The following is a 21,403-nucleotide window of genomic DNA, read 5'->3' as shown; positions in this document are numbered from 1 at the left end:
GTGCGGGGGCGGTAGGAGCGGACGACCGAACGGGTCGCACGACCTGTGGGACCCGCACGACCCGGTAGGACCCGCACGACCCTGTAGGACAGTACGACCCGTATGACCCGTACGACGGAACAGCACGCGAAGAGGGAAGTAGGAGCACCATGCGGATCGGCCTCCTGGGCACCGGCACCTGGGCGGAGCGGGTGCACGCGCCCGCCCTCGCGGACCATCCCGGCGTCGAGTTCGCGGGCGTCTGGGGCCGTCGCCCCGAGGCGGCCGCCGCGCTCGGGGAGAAGTACGGCGTCCCCGGCCACAGTGACCTCGACCGGCTGCTCGCCGAGGTCGACGCCGTGTCGATCGCCCTCCCGCCGACCGTGCAGGCCGACCTCGCGGTGCGCGCGGCCGAGGCCGGTCGCCACCTGCTGCTGGACAAGCCCGTCGCGCTGACCGTCCCCGACGCCCGCCGGGTGGTCGAGGCGGCCGAGGCGCACCGGGTGGCCTCGGTGGTGTTCTTCACCGTCCGTTTCGGCGGCGAGCAGCTGCCGTGGATCGAGGAGCAGGCCGCCGTCGGCGGCTGGTTCACCGGCCGCTCGGACTGGCTCGGCTCGGTCTTCGTCCCCGACTCCACCAGCGCCTACGCGGCCTCGCAGTGGCGCAAGGACAAGGGCGCGCTCTGGGACGTCGGCCCGCACGCGCTCTCCGTGCTGCTGCCCGTACTGGGCGACGCGACCGCCGTCACCGCCGTGCCCGGCCCGCTGGACACCGTGCACCTGGTGCTGCGCCACGTCGGCGGCGCCTCCAGCACCCTCGCGCTGAGCCTGACCGCGCCGGTCGCCGGAGGCGGCACCGCGATGGAGCTGCGCGGCGAGACCGGCACCGTCCGGCTGCCGGAACGCGGGGAGGGCCCGCACGCGGCGTTCCACCGCGCCCTGGACGCGCTCGCGACCGCCGCCCGCACCGGCGAGGCCCACCCCTGCTCGGCCGCGTTCGGCCTGCGCACCGTGGAGATCCTCGCCGCCGCCGAGCGTTCGCTCGCGGCGGGCGCCACCGTCGAGGTCTGAGGCGGCTCCCGGTCCGCCCCCCTCGGCCGCCCAGCAGCTGTTCCGCGAACGCCCGCACCCGCTCCGCGGTGACGCCCTCGCGCTGCTCCACCGCCAGCGGGTGGTCGGTCGGCTCCGGCTCGATCAGCGGGCGCGGGCCGACGGCCCGGGTGCGCACATCCGTCCTGAGCGGCAGCGTGGGCTCGGGGTGGACCGACGGCTCGGGGACCGGCCAGGTGGGTGCGGGGGACGTGGCGCAGAGCATGAAGGAGCTGGTCGGAGCGGCTGTCGGCGCCCTGTGCGAGGGTGGAGTGGTGAGACTGGAGGACCTGGTCCGGCTGCGCCGGGCCCGTGACGCGATGGACCGCGACTACGCGCTGCCCCTGGACGTGCCGGCGCTGGCGCGGGTGGCGCTGATGTCGCCGGGCCACTTCTCGCGCAGCTTCCGGGCCGCCTTCGGGGAGACCCCGTACAGCTACCTGATGACCCGGCGGATCGAGCGGGCCAAGGCCCTGCTGCGGCGCGGGGACCTCTCGGTGACGGAGGTGTGCTTCGCGGTCGGCTGCACGTCGCTGGGTTCGTTCAGTTCGCGCTTCACCGAGCTGGTCGGGGAGAGCCCCAGCGCCTACCGGGCCCGGGGCCACGAGCACGGTGCCGCGATCCCGGCCTGCTACGCGAAGCTGTACACCAGACCGGTCAGGAGCGAACGGGTCACGAGCGAAAGCGTCACGAGCGAACCGGTCAGGAACGGAGAAGCATCCCGTCCGCCCCGCCCGTAGCGTGGATCGCATGGACATCAAGCTTTCACAGTGCTTCATCGCCGTCGACGACCACGACAAGGCGCTCGCCTTCTACCGCGACATCCTCGGCCTGGAGGTGCGCAACGACGTCGGGTTCGAGAACATGCGCTGGGTGACGGTCGGCGCGCCCTCGCAGCCGGACGTGGACATCGTGCTCGAACCCCCGCTGGCGGACCCGAACGCCTCCGCCGCCGACCGGCAGGCGATGGCGGAGCTGCTGGCGAAGGGGCTGCTGCGGGCGGTCATCTTCGCCACCGAGGACTGCGACGCGGCCTTCGAGCGGATCCGCGCGGCGGGTGGCGAGGTACTCCAGGAACCGATCGACCAGCCGTACGGCGTGCGCGACTGCGCCTTCCGCGACCCGGCCGGGAACATGCTGCGGTTCACCCAGCGGAAGCCGAAGTAGGGCGGCGCCCCGTGGGGGGTGGAGGCTGCCCACCCGTACTTTGCAAAGTCCTGGCGCACCTTGCAAAGTACGCCAGGACTTTGCAAAGTGCCCTCGGCGCTCACCCCGAACCCCTCCTCGCCCGACGGGCGAGGAGGGGTTGCTCTGTGCCCCTGTGACCCTGTACCTCTCTGTCTCTCTGTCTCTGTGCCTCGGCGCGGCGGTGCGGTGGTGCGCTCGCGGGTCAGCCCGCGTGGCCGCCGGGCGGTCGGCGGTCGGCGGGCCGGGCCGGGGGGATCACCGGGGCCCGGAAGTCGCGCGGGCCGCTCCACAGAGCCGGGACGGCGTCGCTGCGCCGGGCCAGTTCGTAGGCCAGCGGCTCGTAGTTCACCCGCCACCCCTGGAAGTGCGGCCAGGCTTCGGGCGCGGGGCGTTCGTGCGGGAACCCGGCGGCGGCGATCAGCGCGACGGCCGCGTCGAACTCGGTGTAGCTGAGCCGGATCGGCGTGTCCGGTGCCGGGTCCGGGTCGAAGTCGACCCGCATCGAGCGCCCGATGTCGCGCAGCGCGGTGAACCCGGCCCGGAGCACCAGCCGGGCCTCCGGCGGTGCGGTGCGCGGACAGATCGACAGGTGGACGGCGGCGGCGTCCATGACGGCGATCAGCCCGACCACCCAGCTGCGGTTGGGCTGCGGGGAGCGGAAGGAGATCAGCACCGGGTAGTTGGAGTGGCTCTCGCCCAGGTCGGCGGCGAGGCGTTCCCAGTCCCGGTAGAGCTGCGGGAGGGCGGTCTCGGTGTCGACCAGGGACTGCCGGGCGAGCAGTTCCGGGCCCCAGGCGGGCTCGCCGGCCCGGGACTGGAGCAGGGTGACCTCCAGCTCGCGCCGGTTGTAGGCGGCGTAGAGGGTGGGCAGATAGGCGATCTGCAGGGCGATCACCAGGGGGCCGCTGGCGGCGGCGACGAAGTCGATCACGGAGAGGTGGAGCCGGTCGCCGCTGGCGAAGCCGAGGGTGAAGAGGCTGGAGCCGGCTTCGCGGAAGGACACCGACCAGTCCAGCTCCGAGGTGCCGTGCAGTATCAGCGTGTAGGAGATCAGCATCCCGCCGAGCCAGACGGCGAGCATGCCGGTCAGCATCAGCGGGGCCAGCCAGGTCTGGGCCCGGTCCTGCGCGCGGTAGGTGGCGAAAGGCGTGGCGGCGAGCCGCAGCACGGTGCGCAGGCCGCGCCAGAGGACGTGCACCAGGGAGCTGTACAGGCCGCGCGGGACGACGAGCGTGCGCAGGATGCTGCCGATGGTGAGCAGCAGGAGCAGGACGCCCGCGACGGTGTGGATCAACCTCATGGCGATCATTGTGACGTCCCGTCGGCATTGACACGGCACCGCCGTCGGCTGAATGCTGAGCAAGCGCTCAGTCAGGCTTGGTCGGCGCTCGGCCGACGCTCGGTCAGTGCTTGGTCGCCGACGACGCGGTCGGCGGACGAAGGGAGAGTGCCCGTGCCGGAGAGCAGGTCGGACAGCACGCCGGAGCCCGCTCCGGAGCCAGGTGCGGAGCCATGTCCGGAGCCCGCTGCGGACTCGCCGCAGGGGCTGGACCTGGAGCGACTGCGCGACCACCTGGAACGCGCCCTGCCGGGTACGGTGGCCGGTCCGCTTCGGGCGCGGCTGATCGAGGGCGGCCGCTCCAACCTCAGCTACCGGCTCACCGACGGCGTCAACGACTGGGTGCTGCGCCGGCCGCCGCTCGGGCACGTCCTCGCCACCGCGCACGACATGGGCCGCGAGTACCGGGTGATGACGGCGCTGCGCGGCACCGGAGTGCCGGTGCCCGCCACCGTCCACCTCGATCCCGGTACGGAGGTGCTCGGCGCGCCCTGGTACCTGATGGCCTTCGTGCCCGGTGTCGTGCACCGGGACGCCGGGGCCTTCGGCGCGCTCGGGCGGGCCCGGGTGCGGGCGGTCGGCGAGGCCCTGGTGGACACCCTCGCGACGCTGCACCGGATCGACCCGGCGGCGGTCGGGCTGGCCGGCTTCGGCCGCCCGGACGGCTATCTGGAGCGTCAACTGCGTCGCTGGTCCACGCAGTTGGAGGCATCACGGAGCCGCGACCTGCCCGGCGTCGACCGGCTGCACGAACTGCTCACCGCCCGGCGGCCGACCTCCCCGGCCCCGGCCCTGGTGCACGGGGACTACCGGCTCGACAACGTGCTGCTCCAGGAGCGCGCCGGGCGGGACGTCATCGGCGCCGTGCTGGACTGGGAGATGTCGACCCTCGGCGATCCGCTCACCGACGTCGGACTGCTGGTGATGTACACCGAACTGGCCGGTGTCGGCGGCGGGCTCGTCCCGGCCGCCGCCACCGCTCCCGGCTTCCCGCGCAGCGCCGAACTGGTCGACCGCTACGCCCGCTCCACCGGACGCGACGCCGCCGAACTCGACTGGTACGTCGCGTTCGCCGCCTACAAGCTCGCCGTCGTGGCCGAGGGCATCCACTACCGGTTCCGCCAGGGCCGCACCCTCGGCGCCGGTTTCGAACGGGCGGGCACGGCGGCGCCCGTCCTGATCGAGCACGGCCTCACCACGTTGAAGGGATACTGATCGATGGACTTCTCCTACGACCGTCGCACTCTCGAACTCCGCGAACGGCTGGAGGAGTTCATGGACCGGCAGGTGTACCCGGCCGAACCGGTGCTGGCCGCCGAGCTCGCCGACCCGGCCCGGCCGCGCTGGGAGATCCCGCCGGTGGTCGCCGACCTGCGGGTGGAGGCGCGCAAGCTGGGCCTGTGGAACCTCTTCCTGCCCGGCGAGCACGGCGCGGGGCTGACCAACCTCCAGTACGCGCCGCTGGCCGAGGTCACCGGCCGCAGCCCGCACCTCGCTCCGCCCGCCCTCAACTGCGCCGCCCCCGACACCGGGAACATGGAGCTGCTGGCCGAGTTCGGCACCGCCGAACAGCGCGAACGCTGGCTGGTGCCGCTGCTGGACGCCCGGATCCGTTCCGCGTTCGCCATGACCGAGCCCGACGTCGCCTCCTCGGACGCCGCCAACATCACCACCCGGATCGAGCGCGACGGGGACCACTACGTCGTCAACGGCCGCAAGTGGTACATCAGCGGCGCGATGAACCCGGACTGCCGCCTCCTGATCGTGATGGGCAAGACCGACCTCTCCGCCGAACGGCACCGGCAGCAGAGCATGGTCCTGGTGCCGCGCGACACCCCCGGCGTCACGGTGCGCCGGGGCATGACGGTCTTCGGCTACGACGACGCCGACCACGGCGGCCACGCCGAGATCACCTTCGAGGACGTCCGGGTCCCGGTCGCCGACCTGATCGGCGGGGAGGGCGACGGCTTCGCCATCGCGCAGGCCCGGCTCGGCCCCGGCCGGATCCACCACTGCATGCGGGCCATCGGCATCGCCGAGCGGGCGCTCGAACTGACCTGCCGCCGGGTCCTGGACCGCACGGCCTTCGGCGGCCCGCTCGCCGACCAGGGGGTGGTCCAGGACTGGATCGCCGAATCCCGGGTCCGCATCGAGCAGTTGAGGCTGTTGGTGCTCAAGACCGCCTGGCTGATGGACACCGTCGGCAACCGCGGCGCCCACACCGAGATCCAGGCCATCAAGATCGCCACCCCCCGCACCGTCCAATGGATCCTGGACCGGGCGATCCAGGCCCACGGCGCCGCCGGCGTCAGCCAGGACACCCCGCTCGCCGCCCTCTGGGCGTTCAACCGCACGATCCGGATCGCCGACGGACCGGACGAGGTCCACAAGCGCTCGCTCGCCCGGCGCGAACTGCGCCGCCACCGCTGACCGGCCGCTCCCGGTGCGGCCGCCGCGCCCCGTGCGACGCGCCCGCCCGGGTCATACCGGGGTAGCACCCGGCGGGTTGGCTCCGGGGTATGACGTCCACGCACCGCCCGGCCCGTACTGTCGCCGTACGGGCCGGCCGGAGGGCGGCGGGCCGCACGGTACGGGGAGTCGGGGAGCATGCGCGAGCGGGTGCAGGAGCGGGGCCGGGTCCGGGTCGCACGGATCCACGGACGGGGTCTGCGGACGGGCGTCGCCGTGGCGCTGGCGGCCACGGCCGTGCTGGGCGGCGTCGGGGCGGCGGCCGTCCCCGCCGAGGCCGCCCCGGTGGTGGCCGAACGACAGGCCAGGGCCGGACTGCCGCAGCCGACCGGCCCGTACGCGATCGGCACCACCGCGCTGCGCCTGGTCGACCACGGCCGTGACGACCCCTGGCAGCCGGGGCGGGCCCGCGAACTGATGATCAGTATCTGGTACCCGGCCACCCGACCCGTCCAGGGCGACGGGCGCGCCCGCTACATGGAGCCGCGCGCCGCCGGGCACTTCGGCGGCCCCGACGGCGCCGGCGTCTTCAACTACCGGACGGACCCGGGCCGCACCGACTGGTCCGGGGTTCGCACCCACGCCGGACAGGACGCCCCGGCGCTGCCCGCCGCCCGGCCGCGCCCGGTGGTGCTCTACTCGGCCGGGCTCGGCGACCCCCGCACCTGGGGAACGGCGCTGGTCGAGGACCTCGTCTCGCGCGGATACGTCGTGGTCACCGTCGACCACCCCTCCGACGCCTCCGAGGTGGCCTTCCCGGACGGCCGGCTGACCACCTCCGTCCTGCCCGTCCTGGCCGGCCAACCCGGCCTGGACGTCGGGGCACTGCTCCGCAAGGCACTGGCGACCAGGGTCGCCGACACCCGCTTCGTCCTGGACGAGCTGGCCGCGCTGCGCACCGACCGCCGGCTCCCGCCCGCGCTGGCCGGCTCGCTCGACCTCGACCGGATCGGCATGGTCGGCCACTCCGCCGGCGGCTTCACGGCCGCCCAGGCCATGCACGACGACCCCCGGATCAAGGCCGGCGTCAACCTGGACGGCCAACTGCACTTCCCCGGCCCGGACGGCACCGGCGTGCACCTGAGCAGCGTCGCCGAGGACGGCGTGGACCGGCCGTTCCTGCTGATGGGCACCGAGGACCAGGACTCCGGCCCCTACTCCGGCCAGCCCGGCTGGGCCGCGTTCTGGCGGCACACCCGGGGCTGGAAGGCCGATGTCACCCTGCTCGGCTCGCGGCACGGCTCGTACACCGACGCGCAGTCGCTGCTGCCGCAGCTCGCCCGCCAGGGGGCCGTGCCGGCCGACGTCGTCCGCGCGGACATCGGCGACGTCCGGCCGGAGCGGGCGGTGCTCGCCACCCGGGCCTACGTCGGCTCGTTCCTCGACCGCTGGCTGCGCGGGCACGACGACCACCTGCTGGACGGGCCCTCGGCGCTCTTCCCGGAGATGCGGTTCGAGCGCTGAGGCGAGGTCGAGCCGCTTCCGGGCTCCGCGCGGACCAGCGGATCAGCGGATCTCGGACCCCGGATTGGCCTCGTCCCAGCTCTGCCGCGAGTCGACGATCGCGTCGTGGTGGTCGTAGGACCAGTCCGCCATCGCGCGCACCAGACGGGTCAGGTTGTGGCCGAGCGGCGTGAGTTCGTAGTCCACCTGAGGCGGGATCGTCGGGTGGACGGTGCGCGAGACCAGGCCGTCGCGTTCCAGCCGGCGGACCGTCAGGGTCAGCATCCGCTGCGAGATCCCCGGCACACCGCGCTGGAGTTCACGGAACCGCCGTACCCCCTTGGCGAGTTCGACCACCACCAGGACGGTCCAGCGGTCGCCGAGGCGGTTCAGCAGATCCCGGATGCCGCAGTCCTCGCCGTCCTCGCACCAGAGCACCGGACGAGCCGTGCCGGCCGGGGTGGTTACCTCGGTGTGCCCCACTGACATCGAAGTGCCTCCTTACGTCGAACGCCCAGGTTATCGAGGATGGAGGACGTGCCGCCGAGCAGGGCGGCCGGACGGGGTGGGGCGGACGGACCGCCCGGCCGGTACGGGATTTCCGGAGGAACAATGCTTCTCGTGACGGGTGTCAACGGCGGACTCGGCTCGCTGGTGCTGGAGCGGCTCGCGGCGCGGCCGGGCGGGCCGGAGGGCGTGGTGGCGGGCAGCCGGACGCCGGAGCGCACGGCGGCCGCCGGTGTGCCGGTGCGGACGGTGGACTTCGACCGGCCGGAGACGCTGGCCGAGGCTTTCACCGGAGTCCGCACCCTGCTGCTGGTCTCGGCCGGCTACGGCGAGGACGACGTGGTGATCGCGCGGCACCGGGCCGCGATCGAGGCGGCGGAGCGCGCCGGGGTGGAGCACGTCGTCTACACCAGCCTCTCCGGCGACGGCGACCACCTCGCCTACGCGCTCGCCCACCGCTGGACCGAGCGGCGGCTGCGCGAGTCCGCCACCCTGCGCTGGACGATCCTGCGCAACGGCCTCTACGCGGAGCTGCTGGCCTTCCTGGCCCGGCCCGACGCGGACGGCGTGATCACCGCCCCGCTCGCCGACGGCCGGCTGGCGGCGGTCGCCCGGGCGGACCTCGCCGAGGTCGCCGCGAAGGTCGCCTCGGCACCGGCCGAGCACGCGGGCCGGGTCTACGAGCTGGTCGGCGAGGAGGCGGTGGGCGGGGCCGACGTCGCCGCCGCGCTCACCCGGAGCACCGGCCGTCCGGTCGGGTACCGCCCGGGCACCCTCGCCGAGGCGCGGGCGGCGGTCGCCGCCTCGGGCGCGGAGTCGTTCCAGGTGCCGATGGTGGCGGGCACCCTCTCGTCGATCGCCCACGGCTTCCTGGCCGGCCCGGGCAAGCCCGGCGACCTCGCCGAGCTCCTCGGCCGGGCCCCGCGCCCGGCCCTGGAGGTGATCACCGCCGGAACGGACGCCTCGTGGTGACGCTCAGGAGCTGTCCGGCTGGACGGACTGTGCAGATCTGGCCCGGGGCGGGCCCTTCCTCCCTGGTCGGGGAGGGGACGACCGGCAGCTCGAAATGGGTCCGGCCGACTCCTCCCGCGTCGCGGAACGAGCTGGCCAGGGCCCGCCGGCGCGAGGCGGTATTGACGGGCCATCGGATCAACGGTGCACTGCGTGTGCCGCGGGGGGCCGGGGAACACTGCACGGATCGGACGCCGGCGGCTGCCATGCAGTGAGTCCCATGCCCGGTCCGAGTGCGTAGGAGGGTTCCTCCGTGAGTGCATCAACCCCGCCACCCAGCCCCCAGGAGCCGCCGGCGGTGCCACCGCCGGCGGCGCCGGGCGAGCCGCCGTCACGCCGGGCGGGAGCGGTTCCGGTGCCAGCCCCCCGCCGGCTGGGTGAGGTCGCGGCGCTGGTCTCCGCCGGCACGGCCGTGGTCGGCCTCATGCTCGGCTTCCTCGGACTTCCGGCCGTGGTCGACTCCCCGACCGCCAAAACGGTGAGGACTACCGAGACGGTGCTCGTGACGACCACGGAGACCGTTCGCCCGACAGCCACCGTGACCGTTACCGCGTCGCCGACCGCTGCCAGGCCCTCCGACACGCCCGGTTCCGGGAGCCCCGCGCCGCTGCCGACCGGCGAGGTGGCACTGCGGGACCTCCGGCCAGTGGGCGGTCCTTTCGCCGACCAGGGGCTCCAATTGAGGTCCGTGACGATGGGTGGCAAGACCTACCCCAACTCGATGGTGTTCCACTACCCCTGCCAGGGCGGCTACGAGTACAGCATCAACCAGCACTACAAATCGCTCACCCTCATCGCCGGGATCGACGACAACGGTGTGGCGGAGCACGGAAAGCTGTCGATCAAGGGCGACGGAAAAGAGATCAAGAACGTCATGCTGGAGATCAACAACCCGCAGACCGTGACTGTCGACCTGACCGGTGTCGCCAAGCTCGACGTCGGCACGGACTTCGACACCGACCGCTCCTGTGACGGCATCGTGCCCGCGCTTGCGGACGCCGTCCTGCATCCCTGAACGGCAGCCACTGTCGCACCGCTGATGCGGCAGGGTCCTTCGGTGTTCAACGGGGCCACGGGTTCGACGGCCGCCGCGAACGGGCTCGGGCCGTCAGTCGCGGCCCCGCCCGGTCACGGGAGCACCACCAGCCGTCCGGTGGTGGTTCCCTCGGCGACCCGCTGGACGGCGTCGGGTACGGCCTCGAACGGGAGCCGGGCCGTCACCAGTGGGCGGACCGCGCCCTTGGCGGCGAGTGCGCAGAGCTCCCGGTGGACGGCGCGGACGGCCCCGGGGTCGCGGGTCTGGTAGAGGCCCCAGTGCAGTCCGAGGATCGCGTAGTTCTTCACCAGGGCGTGGTTGAGCGCGGGCGACGGGATCTCGCCGCCGGCGAAGCCCACCACGACGATCCGGCCCTCGAAGGCGACGCAGCGGGTGGAGCCGGTGAAGGCCGCGCCGCCGACCGGGTCGAAGACCACGTCGGCCCCCCGGCCACCGGTGGCGGCCCGGACGGCGGCGACGAAGTCCTCCGAGGTGCGGTCGACCACCAGGTCCGCGCCCAGCGCGCGGGCGGCGGCCGCCTTGGCGGCGCCGCCGACCACGGCGATCACCCGGGCCCCGGCGGCCCGGCCGAGCTGGACGGCGGCGCTGCCGACCCCGCCCGCCCCGGCGTGGACCAGCAGGGTCTCCCCGGGGCGGAGGGCGGCCCGGCGGTGCAGGGCGAACCAGGCGGTCTGGTGGCCGATGTGCAGGGCGGCGGCCTCCGCGTCGTCCAGGGCGTCCGGGGCGCGGAAGGTGGCGGCGGCGTCGAGCAGCGCGTACTCGGCGAACGCGCCGTGCGGGAGGACCGGGGTGCCGATCACCCGGTCGCCGGGCCGCCACTTCTCGTCCGGCGGGTCCCTCGGCTCCGCCGGGGCGGGTCCGTGCTCCACGACCTCGCCGCACAGCTCCACCCCGGGGGTGAACGGCAGCGGCGGCCGTACCTGGTACTGGCCCCGGACCAGCAGCGCGTCCGGGAAGTTGACGGCCGCCGCCCGGACCCGGACCAGCAGCTGTCCCCGGCCCGGCACCGGCCGCGGCGCGTCCCCGACCTGCCGCAGCACCGCGCGCGGCTCGCCCGGCGTCGGTACCTGCCAGGCCCTCACAACGCCCCCTCCTGCTCCAACTGCCGCTGGAGGCGGTTCATCCCGGCCAGCCAGCGGTCCGGTTCCCCGGCGCGGGCGGCGTAGTGGTCGGCGACCTCGGCGTGCGGCAGGACCAGGAAGCGGTCCGCCGCCATGGCGTCCAGCAGGGCCGCCGCGACCTGCGCCGGTTCCAGCGCGGTGGGTGCGAGCAGGGCCTCGCCGACCGCGCCGGTGCTCGCCAGCATCGCGGTGCGCACACCCTGCGGGCAGAGCGCGTGCACCCGCAGGCCGCGGTGGCGGTAGGTGGCGGCGAGCCACTCGGCGAAGGCGAGCGCGCCGTGCTTGGTGACCGAGTACGGGGCCGAGCCGAGCATGGTGAGCAGCCCGGCCGCGGAGACGGTGGCGACGAACCGGCCGCTGCCGCGCTCCAGCCAGTGGGGGAGCAGCAGTTCGGCGGCGCGGACGTGGGCGAGGACGTTGACCTCCCAGGCGGCGCTCCATGCCTCCGGCGCGGCGTCCGCGCCGCCGACCGGGGCGACGCCCGCGTTGGCGCACCAGATGTCGAGTTCGGCGCCGTGCCGGGCGAGCGCTCCCCGGGCGGAGTGGACCAGGGCGGCCAGCCCGTCGGCGGAGGCGGCGTCACCGGGGACGGCGGAGCCGCCGCAGTCGGCGGCGACCGCGCGGGCCGCGGCGCCGTCCAGGTCGTTCACCACCACCTGGGCCCCGGCGGCCGCGAAGGCGCGGGCCACGGCGGCGCCGATGCCCCGGCCGGCGCCGGTGACGACGACGCCCTGGCCGGCGAACGGCGGGGCGGTCGGGTGGGTGGCGGAGGCGGCGGCAGTGGCGCCGGGAGTGGCGGTACTGGTGGCGGGGGTGCTTTCCGGGCCGTCGGCGGGGCAGTGGTTCGGGGTGGCGGCCGGGGTGCTCACAGCCCGCCGCCGAGGGTCACGCCGCCGTCCAGCACGACGGTCTGGCCGGTGATCCACGCCGCGTCGGGGGAGAGCAGGAAGGCGACCGCTCCCGCGACGTCCTCGGGCACCCCGAGGCGGCCGAGCGGGTAGGCGGCGGCGACCTCCTCCTCGCGGCCCTCGTACAGGGCCTCGGCGAACTTCGTCCTGACCACGGCGGGGGCGACCGCGTTCACCCGGATGCCCTCGGGGCCCAGTTCGGCGGCGAGTTCGACGGTGAGCCGGATCAGCGCGGCCTTGGACACCCCGTACATGCCGATGCCGAGCGATGATCGGAGACCCGCCACCGAGGCGACGTTGACCACCGAGCCGCCGTGCTCGCCCATCCAGGCGGCGTGGACCCGCCTGGTCCAGGCGAGCGGGGCGAGCACATTGACGGCGAGGATCTTGGCGGCGGCGGCCTCGTCGACGCCCAGGACCGGGCCGTACACCGGGTTGATGCCGGTGTTGTTGACCAGGTGGTCGAGCCGGCCGAAGGCCGCCAGGGTGCGGGTGACGGCTTCCTCCTGGTGGGCCGGGTCGTCGGCGCGGCCGGCGACGCCGATGGCGACCTCGGGGCCGCCGAGGTCCTGGACCGCTTCGGCGAGTGGTTCCGGGGTGCGGGCGGTGAGGCAGACCTTGGCCCCCCGGGCGACCAGCTCGCGTGCGATGCCGAGGCCGATGCCGCGGCTCGACCCGGTGATGACGGCCACCCGGCCCTTGAAGGAGTGCACCACGGGGATCCTCTCGGCGTGGACAGCGGCCGGCCGACGGGGCCCGGCGGCCGGTGGAACTGGCTGCTGACTGAGCGCTTGCTCAGCATGCTGTCGGTGCGACACCCTGTCAACAGTCCCTCGGGCGGTGTCCGGGGCCGGGGTCGGGTGTGCCTCCGGGCGCGCTTCCGGGTGTTCGTCCGGACGCTGAGCCGGGCCCGGTGCCCTGTCCGGCGGGGACCCTGTCCGGCGGGGCCCCGGCAAGGGCGCCCCCGCCAGGGGCGAATGCCCGTACGACCGCCGGACGACCTGTCTGCGAGGATGGCGCCATGACCAGCACGCCCATCGCCGAGCTGTGGCCGACCCTGCCCGGCGGCGCCGACACCCGCCCGGAGGCGGCGTACCGGCTGCTCCGGGCCGCCGTCGAGTCCTTCGCCGAGCGAGGCTTCCACGCCACCACCACCCGGGACATCGCCACCGGCGCCGGGATGAGTCCCGCCGCGCTCTACATCCACTACCCCTCCAAGGCGGCCCTGCTGGCCGAGATCAGCCGGGCCGGCCACGCCGCCGCGCTCGGCCTGGTCCGGGCCGCGTCGGCCGGCGAGGGCGACCAGGTGGCCCGGATGCGACGCCTGGTCGAAGACTTCACCGCCTGGCACGCCCGGGCGCGGACGGTCGGCCGGGTGGTCAACTACGAGCTGCACGCGCTCCCGGAGGACGACTACGCGGCGGTCGCGGGGCTGCGGCTGGACATCGAGCGCGAGGTCACGGCGCTGATCGAGGAGGGGCGGGCGGCCGGGCTGTTCGACGTCGCCGAGGTGCGCACCGCCGCCCGCGCGGTGACCTCGCTCGGGATCGACGTGTCCCGCTGGTACACCGACCGCAGCAGTGAGACTCCCGAGGAACTCGGCCGCCGCTACGGCGAGTTGGTGCTCCGCATGCTGGGCGCCGGGCGCTGACCCCCGGCGGCCGGCCCGTGAACGAGGCGCCGTTCACCCGTCCTTGACGGCGGTGTGCACCATCCACGCGACGTGGTGGCGCAGTTCGTACATCTCCACCGTGGACCGCAGCCCCAGCCAGTGCTCGCTCGCGCCCAGGCGCCGCAGCACGGCGTAGGGCACCCGGAAGTACGCGTACAGCGCCTCCGTGGTGGGCAGGTAGAAGCGGGTCGCGTCGAGTTCCTCCTCCAGCCGGAAGCCCGCCCCGGTGACCAGTGGACCCAGGGTGCGGGTCGTGTAGCGGCGGGCGCCCGGCAGCACCATCGCGTCCAGGTACGGTTCCAGCAGCGCCTGTTGGGTGTCGGGCATCTCCGCGCGCGGGACGGCGGCCGGTCCGAGCAGGACCAGCCGCCCGCCCGGCCGCAGCAGCCGGTGGAACTCCGCTAGGGCCCGCGCCGGGTCGTGCGCGTGGCAGAGTGTCTCCATCGAGTAGACGCCGTCGAAGGAGCCCGCGGGCAGGTCCAGCTCGTGGAAGTCGCCCCAGGCGAAGGCGGTGCGGTCCTCCAGCGCGGCCCGGGCGCTGAGCCGGCGGGCCTCGCGGACGTGGAAGTCCATCAGGTCGACCCCGGTGACCCGCAGGCCGAAGCGGGCGGCCAGCTGGCGGGCGACGACGCCCTCGCCGCAGCCGGCGTCCAGCACCCGGGAACCGGTCGGCAGGGCGAGCTTGCGCCCGAGCACCCCCTCCAGCTGCCGCTGCGCCCGCCAGCAGCGCCATTTGGACTGGCCGGGCTCGGTCCAGCCCCAGTGCCGGGCCCGCCGGCAGACGAGGGTGTAGAAGGCGCGGTGGCCGGGGGTTCCGTAGACCCGGCGCAGCCCGTCCAGGTCGAGCCCGCCGCTCGGCCGTCCGCCGTCGGCCCGTTCGCCGCCGGTCTGTCCGCCGACCTCACCGATCATCGCGCCCGTCCGGCCTCTCCGCTGGTCCGCGCCCTCGCCGTCCCGGCCACGCTACCGAGCGGCCGCCGCGGCCGCCGGTCCGATGCGGCCGGACGGGCGGCCCCCCGGGGGCAGGTGCGGCCCGGTCGACGGCCGGGGGCCGGGTGCGGCTCAGTCGGCGGCCGGGATCGGGGTCGGGGTCGTGGTCCGGGGCGCGCTCGGGGTCACGGCCGTGCCCGGGGCCGCGGCGAGCAGGGCGTCGAGCAGTCCGGGGAAGCGCGCGTCGAGGTCGGTCCGGCGCAGGGAGACGAAGCGGTTGCGGCCGGCGACCCGGGTGGTGGTGACACCGGCCTCGCGCAGGACCCGCATGTGGTGCGAGACGGTCGACTTGTGCAGGTGGTCGAGGCCGAGGTGGCGCGGGTCGCAGGAGTGCTCGGCGCCGTCGGCGTAGCTGGTCAGCAGGCGCATCCGGACCGGGTCGCCGAGTGCGTGCAGCACGGTGACCAGGTCGATCTCGGTGGCGGCGGGCTGGGGCAGCCGCTCGTCGGCGGTCATGGCCGGCGGCCTCCTCGGGGCTCGGGCGGCGCTGGTGCGACGCGACGGGACGGGACGGTTTGACAATCATCCACCAATCCGTACTGTTTGGCGAGCGTCAAACAGTTGCCCGTTCGTCCAACAATCTCCTTCCGACGACCTCCGTCCAACGATCCGGTTCCACGACGTCCGCCCCTGGGGGATCCACGTGCCCGTCCGCCTGCTCCTGCTCGCCCTCGGCACCTTCGCCGTCGGCACCGACACCATGGTCATGGCCGGCATCCTCGGCCCGATCGCCGACGACCTCGACGTCACGGTCGCCGCCGCCGGCCAGCTGGTGACCGTCTTCGCCCTCGGTTACGCGCTGCTCGCCCCGCCGCTCGCCGCGCTCACCGCCCGCTGGCCACGCCGTCGGCTGCTGCTCACCGCGCTGGCCGTGTTCTCCGCCGCCAACGCGCTCAGCGCCCTCGCCCCCTCCTACGGGACCCTGCTCGCCACCCGGGTGCTGGCCGCCGCCGGCGCCGCGCTCTACACCCCGACCGCCAACGCGGTGGCCACCACCCTGGTCGCCCCCGAGCGGCGCGGTCGGGCGCTGGCCACCGTCCTCGGCGGCATGACGGTCGCCACCGCGCTCGGGGTGCCCCTCGGCACCTGGATCGGGCGAACCGACTGGCGCGCGACGATGTGGCTGGTCACGGCACTCGGTGCGGCCGCCCTGGCCGGACTGGCCCTGCTGCTGCGCGACCTGTCGGCACCCGCCGCCGCCCCCGGCCTCCGGGACCGGCTGGCGCCGCTGCGAGACCGGCGGGTGCTCGGCGCTGCCTCGACCACGCTGCTCTTCTTCCTCGCCTTCCAGACCGTCTACATCTACCTGGCCACCGCCGTCGCCCCGGCCACCGGCGGCCGGGCGGACCGGCTGAGCCTGGTGCTGCTGGTCTCGGGCCTCGCCTCGGTGGCGGGCAGTTGGCTGGGCGGCCGGCTGGTGGACCGGGTCGGCGTCCGCCGGGTGCTGCTCACCGGCAGCACCGTGGCGGCGGTCGCCTTCGCCTCGCTGCCGTGGGCGGGGCGCTCCATGCCCGGTGCGCTCGCCTACGCCGTCGTCACCCCGCTGGCGGGCTGGGCGGTCTCGGTGGCGCTGCCGCACCGGCTCGCCTCGCTCGACCCGGGCAACGCGCAGCTGCTGATCTCGCTCAACAGCAGCGCCCTGTACCTGGGTACGGCCGCCGGGGGAGCGGTCGGCAGTGCGGCGGTCGCGCTGCTCGGCGAGCGCTGGTTCCCGCTCGCGGCGGCCGTGCTCGCCCTGGTCGCCGCCGCTACCGCCCGGGTCGGTACGCGGGCCGGTGTACGGGTCGGCACCCGTGCCCCGGTGGCCGGTCGGCCGGGAGCGGCACCCGGCCGCCGCCCGGTCGCGTCACTCGGCGCGGATCGCCCGGAACAGTAACCCGGCCGTCTCGGACCAGCGTTCGACGAGGTCCGCCCGTTCGTGCAGGACGTCCGAGATGTGCTGGGTGCCGAAGAGCGCGGCCACCAGCGACCGGGCCGCGGCGCGGGGCGAGACCTCCGCGCGCAGCTCGCCCAGGGCCTCGGCGGCGGCCAGCAGTCCGGCCAGCAGGTCGGTCCAGTCCACGTACGGGGTCGGCAACTCCGCGTCGATCTGCGGGCGTTCGACCTGGAGCCGAGTGCCTGCCCGCACCACGATGTCGTCCCGGAAGGCGAGGGCGGCGCCCGCCAGCAGGCGCTCCGCGGTCCCCAGCGGCCCGTGTCCCTCGGCCGTGACCGCGGCCAGCAGCAACGGCCAACGGGCGTAGTGCTGTTCGACCACGGCGACGGCCAGCGCCTCCTTGGTCGGGTAGTGGAAGTAGACCGCGCCCTTGGTCATCCCGACCCGGTCGGCGACCTCCTGCACCGAGGTGCGGCGGAAGCCCCCGGACGCGAACAGTTCGGCCGCGGCGGTGAGCACCAGCTGCCTGGTGCGGGCGGCCCGGTCCTGCTTGGGGTCGGGGCCCCGCCGGGTGCTGATCGGCCGGACGCGGAACGGGGCGGCCTCGACGCCCCCGGGTCCGGCCGCCGCTCTGTCCTCCGCTCTGCTCTTCGCTCTGTTCTCCGCTCGGTGCTCGGGTCCGGTCTCGGGTCCGGCCTGGGATTCGAGCTCGGGCACGGTCGGCTCCTCGGTGGTGGGGTGGGCTGGCAACTCCCGCCGGGTGACGGCGTTTCGGACAGGGCGGCGGGAAGCCCGCCTCGACGCCAATCCTTCCGGAAGGTAGGTTCCTGAGCTGTCACGCCCGTGGGGGCACCGCAATGTAGCGGTCCCGCGCGGGAGTTCGCGACCTCGGGGGAGGAAGCATCCATGAATGTTCCCGGTCGGATCTGAGCAGAACCGGGCGGCCACCGTGCCGCCCCGAGAACATTCCTGAGCAACGGAATGTTCTCCGGATCCCGAGGAGGACGCATGATGAAGCAGCAGCGGGCCCGGCGGACGCGGGAGAAGGTGCTGGACGCCGCGGCCGAGGAGTTCTCCTGTCAGGGCTACAGCCGGGCGACCCTCAACGCGGTGGCGCAGCGCACCGGCATGACCAAGGGCGCGCTGTACGGGCACTTCGACTCCAAACTCGCACTCGCCGGCGCCCTGATGTCCCAGTCCCGGCAGGTCTGGGAGGAGATGCGGCTGACCCGCGACGTCCCGGGCGTCGGCGCCGCCACCGTTCTGGAGACACTCGTCCTGGACCTCGCGCAGCGGGTGAAGGAGGACGTCCGCCTGCGCGCGGCCCTCCGCCTGGCCGCCGACGTCCCGGACCAGGACGCCCCGGTGCCCGACATCTTCTCGGACGTCCAGCGCGGCCTGGTCGTCCTGATCCGCCGCGCCCAGGGTGAGGGCACGATGGCTCCCCGCCCGCCCGAACTGGTGGCCCAACTCCTCCTCGCCGTCCTCCACGGCGCCCCGCACGTCACCTTCGGCCCCCCGGACACGACCCCCGACGACCCGGCCGCCTACACCGCCGCCTGGCGCATCCTCCTGGACTCCCTCACCACCGCCCGGTGAACCGCGCTGCCGCACCATCCCGTGCCACTCCCTCCGCCCTGGGCGGCTTCCCGGGGCGGAGGGACGAAGGATCGTGACGGCGTTCGCGTCACCCCCGCCCGGGGGTGACGCGAACGGCTACCGTTCCACGCTCTCCCAGAACGCGCGGATCCTTGGCTCTTCCGAGGACTCGTCGAGAATGAGAGCGGCGCCGAGATTGAGCCTCAGTCGAACCTTCTTGGATCCCTTGGCCGCGAGATTCTCCAACCTGGCCAGGTCGGAGTCACGAAGCGCGCTGATGAAGCGCTTCCATTCACCCTCGTACTCCTGCGTCCACTTCAGGCGGTGGTCCTCGGGCTGATGGTCGTCCTTGAGGATCAGAGTGGACTGGGCGTGCTCCATGAGATGCCTGAGGTAATGGCGTGATGCCTCCGCCAGCACCGAGTCGGTGCCGTTGGACGGTGCCGGAGCGTCGACGACGGCTGCTTCGCACGTCAACAGTGCCTCAAGGATCTCCTGACGACGGGACCAGTAGCGGTCGGGCCGTAGGTAGAGTTCCACGACCTCCTTGTGCACGACTCCGCTCAGCCCCGTCAGGTCGGTCCTGCCCACTCCTGTGGTGATCTTCTTGACATGAGTTCCGTCGAGCTTGATGCGCCAACCGTCGGTCTCCGGGAGGATCAGCTTCTCCATCTGGCAGTCGACCAGTTTGGCGCTGTCCGCCTTGACGTCGGTGAGGTCGAGCGGGTCGGTGAACGTGGCGCCGAGGATCGGCGTCGACGGAATTTCCCGAGTGTGCCGGATCAACGCGGACCACAGGCTGCCGAGGTTGGTCGCGAGGACGCTGTCGTGGAAGCCATCGTCCTGGCGTGTCGCCTTCGGTGGGAAGTCGGTCAGTGCCTCGACGATGCATGTCGGGTCGACCGCTGCGGCCACGGCGTTCACTGTGGCCGTCCGCCACTCCGACCGACTCAGGAGCCGCTGAAAGGCCGCGAGCCGACGCTCGTCCAGGTGACGTGTGACGATCCCGGCAAGGAAGTAGTCGAAGAACAGTTCGTGCTGGAACCGGAATCGGGTGGGTCCGTTGCTCGTCGCGCCGGCCGCCAGCCCGCACAGCACCTGAAGCCGGTCCCGAAGACCTTCCCGATTGTCCAGTTCCTCCACGTCGGCCAGATCCAGCGCTATCGTCGCAGCCATCTCCAGTTCATCGGAGTCGACCTCACGTTCATGGCTTTCGGCCATGATCTCCGCGACATACTCGAACGTGCGCCGCAGTTCGCCGCGGTCGAGGAGCCCCGCTGCGTTGCCGGAGGTGGGCGTGAGCTTGCGTTCCTCCCGCAGAATGTAGTGGTCCAGCAGTCGCTCGGTGAACGAGGTGACAGTACCGGACTCCTGGTCGTAGTCCCCCGCGCGGCACATTTCGGCGAAGGCCCGGGTGAAGAAGGGGAGACCGAGCAGTTCCTTGTCGGCAGGCGACAGATTCTGGAAGCGGGTGGCAGGGACGCCATAGTCGTCGAGGAACGAACGGATCTGATCGGGGGTCCAGCGCAGGACCTCGGCGACCCGGTGGCGGACCGCCGCGCCCTGCTTCTTGGCGCGCTGGACACTGGACCGGTACTGGTTCACGTAGTAGGACGAGCGGGCGGAGACCACCAGGACTCCCCGGCCGCCCAGCGCGTTGAGCCAGTCCTTGAGGGAGTCGAGTGCGTCGCTGTAGGCGGCTCCGCCGAGCAACTCGTCGAAGCCATCGATGAGCAGAGCCACCAGGCCGTTGCGGCAGAGAGTCTTGACGCGCTCCTCGTTGAGGTTTTCCGTTCTGATCACGGCATCGTTGACCGCAGCGTCGAGACCGTCCAGGACCCGTCCGGTAGACCGCACGTACAGAAAGAGCGGAAGGTTGCCGGTCGCGTTGCCCTCGTTCTGCTCCACCTCTCGGGCTCGATCCCGTGCGGCCTTGACCATCGCGCGAGTCTTTCCGATCCCGGCCTCGCCGTTGATGAAGACGACCTGGGTCGTGCCCTTCTCCACGCCGAGGTCGTCGTCCACGCCGTCGATCAGTTCGGCGAAGCGCTGTTGCTGCGCGTTCGTACCGTCGTAATCGGTGACCTTGACGTGTGCCTCGCGCTGCGCGGCGATCTGCGGCTTCCAGCCGAGCTGCTCGCTCTCCTCCTCAGTGATCCGGCGCTCGATCTGGTCCAGGGTGCGCGACAGCCGACCGGCGACGACGGGCCAGTTGGCCAGCCGTCGGAGGTAGTCGCGGTAAGGGACCCAGGCGTTCTCGTCCCGCCACTGGGGGCCGTCGGGGCCATGACGGAAGTAGTCCCTTCGGTGCTCCGTGCCCCCGCTGGTCGACTTGCCCCATTCGTAGCCGAACCCTTGCCCGTGATCGAAGTACTCCGGTGGCGGTGCGATCAGATCGGCAAAGGCCCTGAGGTCCCTCTCGGCATTTCTCCGGAAGGGATCTTGTGAGTCCGACTGGTGTCGAGGCTTGAGAAGTTGGTTGAGCGAGGTCGGAATCGGTCCCGCGCTGAGGGTGGACCGGTAGCCCGGAGTCCCGAAGGCGAGGAACGACGGATCGTCGCCGACGAACCTGGAGAACACATGCCAACTGTCGTCCGTCGTCACGTAGAGGAATGGCCAGAGCCCGACCTCGGTGTCGGGCCAGACGAAGGCCGGGCGCAACTCCGTGTCGCCCGTGTCGGTGAGCGAGACCGTGGCGTCCGCCAGGCAGGCCGCGACGATGTCGGAGATCGCGCGGACGAGCGCGTCCACCGTGTGCGACAGGCCCGGCGGTATCGCTCCGCCGTGGCTCACGTGGTCACGGAGTTGTTTGGTGGCCCGCAGTCCGGAGGGAGCGCCCGGTATCCCTTCGTCATATCGGGCCAGCGCACTGGTCACGGCATGTCTCACACGGCTCGCCGTGCCACCGGCTTCGGCGCCGTCGAGGCGCGAACGGAGGTCGCGAAGAAGGGAGATCCACTCACCCAGGCCGGGTGAACGACCTATGGGTGGCATGGGCAGGCCGGTCGCACGAAGGGTGGAAGCGGCCAGGAGGGCCAGGAAGCGAACCTCGAAGTCGAGCGCCGAGAAGCTCTCCTGAACGCTCCGGGTGCCGCCCGCTGCGTAGAACCCTTCCATGCGGTGGAACGTCGCTGCTGCCGAATTGGTCACCGATCA

The 21,403-nt window shown here is 73.4% G+C and carries 20 protein-coding genes and 1 pseudogene; 11 read left to right on the top strand and 10 right to left on the bottom strand.

The features are described from left to right. Nucleotides 1-149 precede the first annotated feature (149 nt). Nucleotides 150-1,049 (top strand): Gfo/Idh/MocA family protein, encoded by a 900-nt coding sequence (locus ACIQ9P_RS33760; RefSeq protein WP_402365036.1) that lies wholly within the window; start codon nt 150-152, stop codon nt 1,047-1,049. 82 nt (nt 1,050-1,131) lie between these two features. Here ACIQ9P_RS33760 and ACIQ9P_RS33755 read toward each other — a convergent pair. Beyond that, nucleotides 1,132-1,293 (bottom strand): annotated as a pseudogene (locus ACIQ9P_RS33755) (DUF2199 domain-containing protein); the annotation flags it as partial. A 49-nt stretch (nt 1,294-1,342) separates the two neighbouring features. Between ACIQ9P_RS33755 and ACIQ9P_RS33750 the strand changes: the two are divergent. After that, entirely contained in the window at nt 1,343-1,807 is a 465-nt protein-coding gene (locus ACIQ9P_RS33750) for a helix-turn-helix domain-containing protein (RefSeq protein ID WP_402365167.1), read from the top strand. 10 nt (nt 1,808-1,817) lie between these two features. Beyond that, nucleotides 1,818-2,234, top strand: a complete 417-nt coding sequence (locus tag ACIQ9P_RS33745) for a VOC family protein (protein ID WP_402365034.1) — start codon at nt 1,818-1,820, stop codon at nt 2,232-2,234. Nucleotides 2,235-2,457: 223 nt separating this feature from the next. Here ACIQ9P_RS33745 and ACIQ9P_RS33740 read toward each other — a convergent pair whose 3' ends face one another. Beyond that, nucleotides 2,458-3,555, bottom strand: coding sequence for a hypothetical protein (locus ACIQ9P_RS33740; protein WP_402365032.1), 1,098 nt, complete (start codon nt 3,553-3,555; stop codon nt 2,458-2,460). A gap of 153 nt (nt 3,556-3,708) precedes the next feature. Here ACIQ9P_RS33740 and ACIQ9P_RS33735 point away from each other — a divergent pair, with 153 nt between their 5' ends. The 3 genes from ACIQ9P_RS33735 to ACIQ9P_RS33725 all read left to right on the top strand — a co-directional run bounded on the left by ACIQ9P_RS33735 (nt 3,709) and on the right by ACIQ9P_RS33725 (nt 7,527). Then, the gene (locus ACIQ9P_RS33735; protein WP_402365029.1) at nt 3,709-4,809 is read left to right on the top strand and encodes a phosphotransferase family protein; all 1,101 of its coding nucleotides are present in this window, start codon (nt 3,709-3,711) and stop codon (nt 4,807-4,809) included. A 3-nt stretch (nt 4,810-4,812) separates the two neighbouring features. Then, entirely contained in the window at nt 4,813-6,024 is a 1,212-nt protein-coding gene (locus ACIQ9P_RS33730) for an acyl-CoA dehydrogenase family protein (protein WP_402365026.1), read from the top strand. A 177-nt stretch (nt 6,025-6,201) separates the two neighbouring features. Continuing rightward, nucleotides 6,202-7,527 (top strand): alpha/beta hydrolase family protein, encoded by a 1,326-nt coding sequence (locus ACIQ9P_RS33725; RefSeq protein ID WP_402365023.1) that lies wholly within the window; start codon nt 6,202-6,204, stop codon nt 7,525-7,527. A 42-nt stretch (nt 7,528-7,569) separates the two neighbouring features. Here the strand turns inward: ACIQ9P_RS33725 and ACIQ9P_RS33720 are convergent, their stop codons facing one another. Next, nucleotides 7,570-7,995 (bottom strand): winged helix-turn-helix transcriptional regulator, encoded by a 426-nt coding sequence (locus ACIQ9P_RS33720; RefSeq protein WP_402365020.1) that lies wholly within the window; start codon nt 7,993-7,995, stop codon nt 7,570-7,572. A gap of 123 nt (nt 7,996-8,118) precedes the next feature. Here ACIQ9P_RS33720 and ACIQ9P_RS33715 point away from each other — a divergent pair, with 123 nt between their 5' ends. Together ACIQ9P_RS33715 and ACIQ9P_RS33710 are read left to right on the top strand one after the other, a co-directional pair. Then, on the top strand, nt 8,119-8,985 hold the full coding sequence (locus ACIQ9P_RS33715) for an NAD(P)H-binding protein (protein WP_402365017.1): 867 nt from the start codon (nt 8,119-8,121) through the stop codon (nt 8,983-8,985). Nucleotides 8,986-9,379: 394 nt separating this feature from the next. Then, the gene (locus ACIQ9P_RS33710; RefSeq protein ID WP_402365014.1) at nt 9,380-10,039 is read left to right on the top strand and encodes an NPCBM/NEW2 domain-containing protein; all 660 of its coding nucleotides are present in this window, start codon (nt 9,380-9,382) and stop codon (nt 10,037-10,039) included. A 113-nt stretch (nt 10,040-10,152) separates the two neighbouring features. Here ACIQ9P_RS33710 and ACIQ9P_RS33705 read toward each other — a convergent pair whose 3' ends face one another. The 3 genes from ACIQ9P_RS33705 to ACIQ9P_RS33695 are packed head-to-tail and all read right to left on the bottom strand — an operon-like array spanning nt 10,153 to nt 12,826. Beyond that, nucleotides 10,153-11,163: an NADPH:quinone oxidoreductase family protein gene (locus ACIQ9P_RS33705; protein ID WP_402365011.1), complete on the bottom strand. Its 1,011-nt coding sequence runs from the start codon at nt 11,161-11,163 to the stop codon at nt 10,153-10,155. Beyond that, nucleotides 11,160-12,071 (bottom strand): SDR family oxidoreductase, encoded by a 912-nt coding sequence (locus ACIQ9P_RS33700; protein ID WP_402365008.1) that lies wholly within the window; start codon nt 12,069-12,071, stop codon nt 11,160-11,162. The genes ACIQ9P_RS33705 and ACIQ9P_RS33700 overlap by 4 nt, the downstream gene beginning before the upstream one ends. Beyond that, nucleotides 12,068-12,826, bottom strand: coding sequence for an SDR family oxidoreductase (locus tag ACIQ9P_RS33695; RefSeq protein WP_402365005.1), 759 nt, complete (start codon nt 12,824-12,826; stop codon nt 12,068-12,070). The genes ACIQ9P_RS33700 and ACIQ9P_RS33695 overlap by 4 nt, the downstream gene beginning before the upstream one ends. A gap of 305 nt (nt 12,827-13,131) precedes the next feature. On the opposite strand from ACIQ9P_RS33695, the gene ACIQ9P_RS33690 reads away from it, so the two are divergent. Continuing rightward, nucleotides 13,132-13,761, top strand: coding sequence for a TetR/AcrR family transcriptional regulator (locus tag ACIQ9P_RS33690; RefSeq protein ID WP_402365002.1), 630 nt, complete (start codon nt 13,132-13,134; stop codon nt 13,759-13,761). 33 nt (nt 13,762-13,794) lie between these two features. Here ACIQ9P_RS33690 and ACIQ9P_RS33685 read toward each other — a convergent pair whose 3' ends face one another. Together ACIQ9P_RS33685 and ACIQ9P_RS33680 are read right to left on the bottom strand one after the other, a co-directional pair. Continuing rightward, nucleotides 13,795-14,694: a class I SAM-dependent methyltransferase gene (locus tag ACIQ9P_RS33685; RefSeq protein WP_402364999.1), complete on the bottom strand. Its 900-nt coding sequence runs from the start codon at nt 14,692-14,694 to the stop codon at nt 13,795-13,797. A 150-nt stretch (nt 14,695-14,844) separates the two neighbouring features. Continuing rightward, on the bottom strand, nt 14,845-15,228 hold the full coding sequence (locus tag ACIQ9P_RS33680) for an ArsR/SmtB family transcription factor (protein WP_402364996.1): 384 nt from the start codon (nt 15,226-15,228) through the stop codon (nt 14,845-14,847). Between the two features lie 187 nt (nt 15,229-15,415). On the opposite strand from ACIQ9P_RS33680, the gene ACIQ9P_RS33675 reads away from it, so the two are divergent. Further along, nucleotides 15,416-16,648: an MFS transporter gene (locus ACIQ9P_RS33675; protein WP_402364993.1), complete on the top strand. Its 1,233-nt coding sequence runs from the start codon at nt 15,416-15,418 to the stop codon at nt 16,646-16,648. Here the strand turns inward: ACIQ9P_RS33675 and ACIQ9P_RS33670 are convergent. Beyond that, the gene (locus ACIQ9P_RS33670) at nt 16,619-17,365 is read right to left on the bottom strand and encodes a ScbR family autoregulator-binding transcription factor (protein WP_402364990.1); all 747 of its coding nucleotides are present in this window, start codon (nt 17,363-17,365) and stop codon (nt 16,619-16,621) included. The two genes, ACIQ9P_RS33675 and ACIQ9P_RS33670, sit on opposite strands and share 30 nt — an antisense overlap. A 291-nt stretch (nt 17,366-17,656) precedes the next feature. Here ACIQ9P_RS33670 and ACIQ9P_RS33665 point away from each other — a divergent pair, with 291 nt between their 5' ends. Further along, nucleotides 17,657-18,247, top strand: coding sequence for a TetR family transcriptional regulator (locus ACIQ9P_RS33665; RefSeq protein WP_402364987.1), 591 nt, complete (start codon nt 17,657-17,659; stop codon nt 18,245-18,247). Nucleotides 18,248-18,364: 117 nt separating this feature from the next. On the opposite strand, the gene ACIQ9P_RS33660 is transcribed toward ACIQ9P_RS33665, so the two are convergent. Beyond that, on the bottom strand, nt 18,365-21,397 hold the full coding sequence (locus ACIQ9P_RS33660) for an NACHT domain-containing protein (protein WP_402364984.1): 3,033 nt from the start codon (nt 21,395-21,397) through the stop codon (nt 18,365-18,367). Nucleotides 21,398-21,403 lie beyond the last annotated feature (6 nt).

This window comes from Kitasatospora sp. NPDC094019, assembly GCF_044764505.1.
Lineage (GTDB): Bacteria > Actinomycetota > Actinomycetes > Streptomycetales > Streptomycetaceae > Kitasatospora.
Note: the sequence above shows the minus strand (reverse complement) of the source record. Positions and strands in the feature narration are given on the sequence as shown.

Bases quoted from the DNA above. Each gene is read 5' to 3' on its own strand.
- ACIQ9P_RS33760 (WP_402365036.1), top strand. From the start codon at position 150: ATGCGGATCGGCCTCCTGGGCACCGGCACCTGGGCGGAGCGGGTGCAC.
- ACIQ9P_RS33680 (WP_402364996.1), bottom strand. From the start codon at position 15,228: ATGACCGCCGACGAGCGGCTGCCCCAGCCCGCCGCCACCGAGATCGAC.
- ACIQ9P_RS33665 (WP_402364987.1), top strand. From the start codon at position 17,657: ATGATGAAGCAGCAGCGGGCCCGGCGGACGCGGGAGAAGGTGCTGGAC.
- ACIQ9P_RS33690 (WP_402365002.1), top strand. From the start codon at position 13,132: ATGACCAGCACGCCCATCGCCGAGCTGTGGCCGACCCTGCCCGGCGGC.
- ACIQ9P_RS33725 (WP_402365023.1), top strand. From the start codon at position 6,202: ATGCGCGAGCGGGTGCAGGAGCGGGGCCGGGTCCGGGTCGCACGGATC.
- ACIQ9P_RS33730 (WP_402365026.1), top strand. From the start codon at position 4,813: ATGGACTTCTCCTACGACCGTCGCACTCTCGAACTCCGCGAACGGCTG.
- ACIQ9P_RS33720 (WP_402365020.1), bottom strand. From the start codon at position 7,995: ATGTCAGTGGGGCACACCGAGGTAACCACCCCGGCCGGCACGGCTCGT.
- ACIQ9P_RS33745 (WP_402365034.1), top strand. From the start codon at position 1,818: ATGGACATCAAGCTTTCACAGTGCTTCATCGCCGTCGACGACCACGAC.
- ACIQ9P_RS33685 (WP_402364999.1), bottom strand. From the start codon at position 14,694: ATGATCGGTGAGGTCGGCGGACAGACCGGCGGCGAACGGGCCGACGGC.
- ACIQ9P_RS33715 (WP_402365017.1), top strand. From the start codon at position 8,119: ATGCTTCTCGTGACGGGTGTCAACGGCGGACTCGGCTCGCTGGTGCTG.
- ACIQ9P_RS33740 (WP_402365032.1), bottom strand. From the start codon at position 3,555: ATGAGGTTGATCCACACCGTCGCGGGCGTCCTGCTCCTGCTGCTCACC.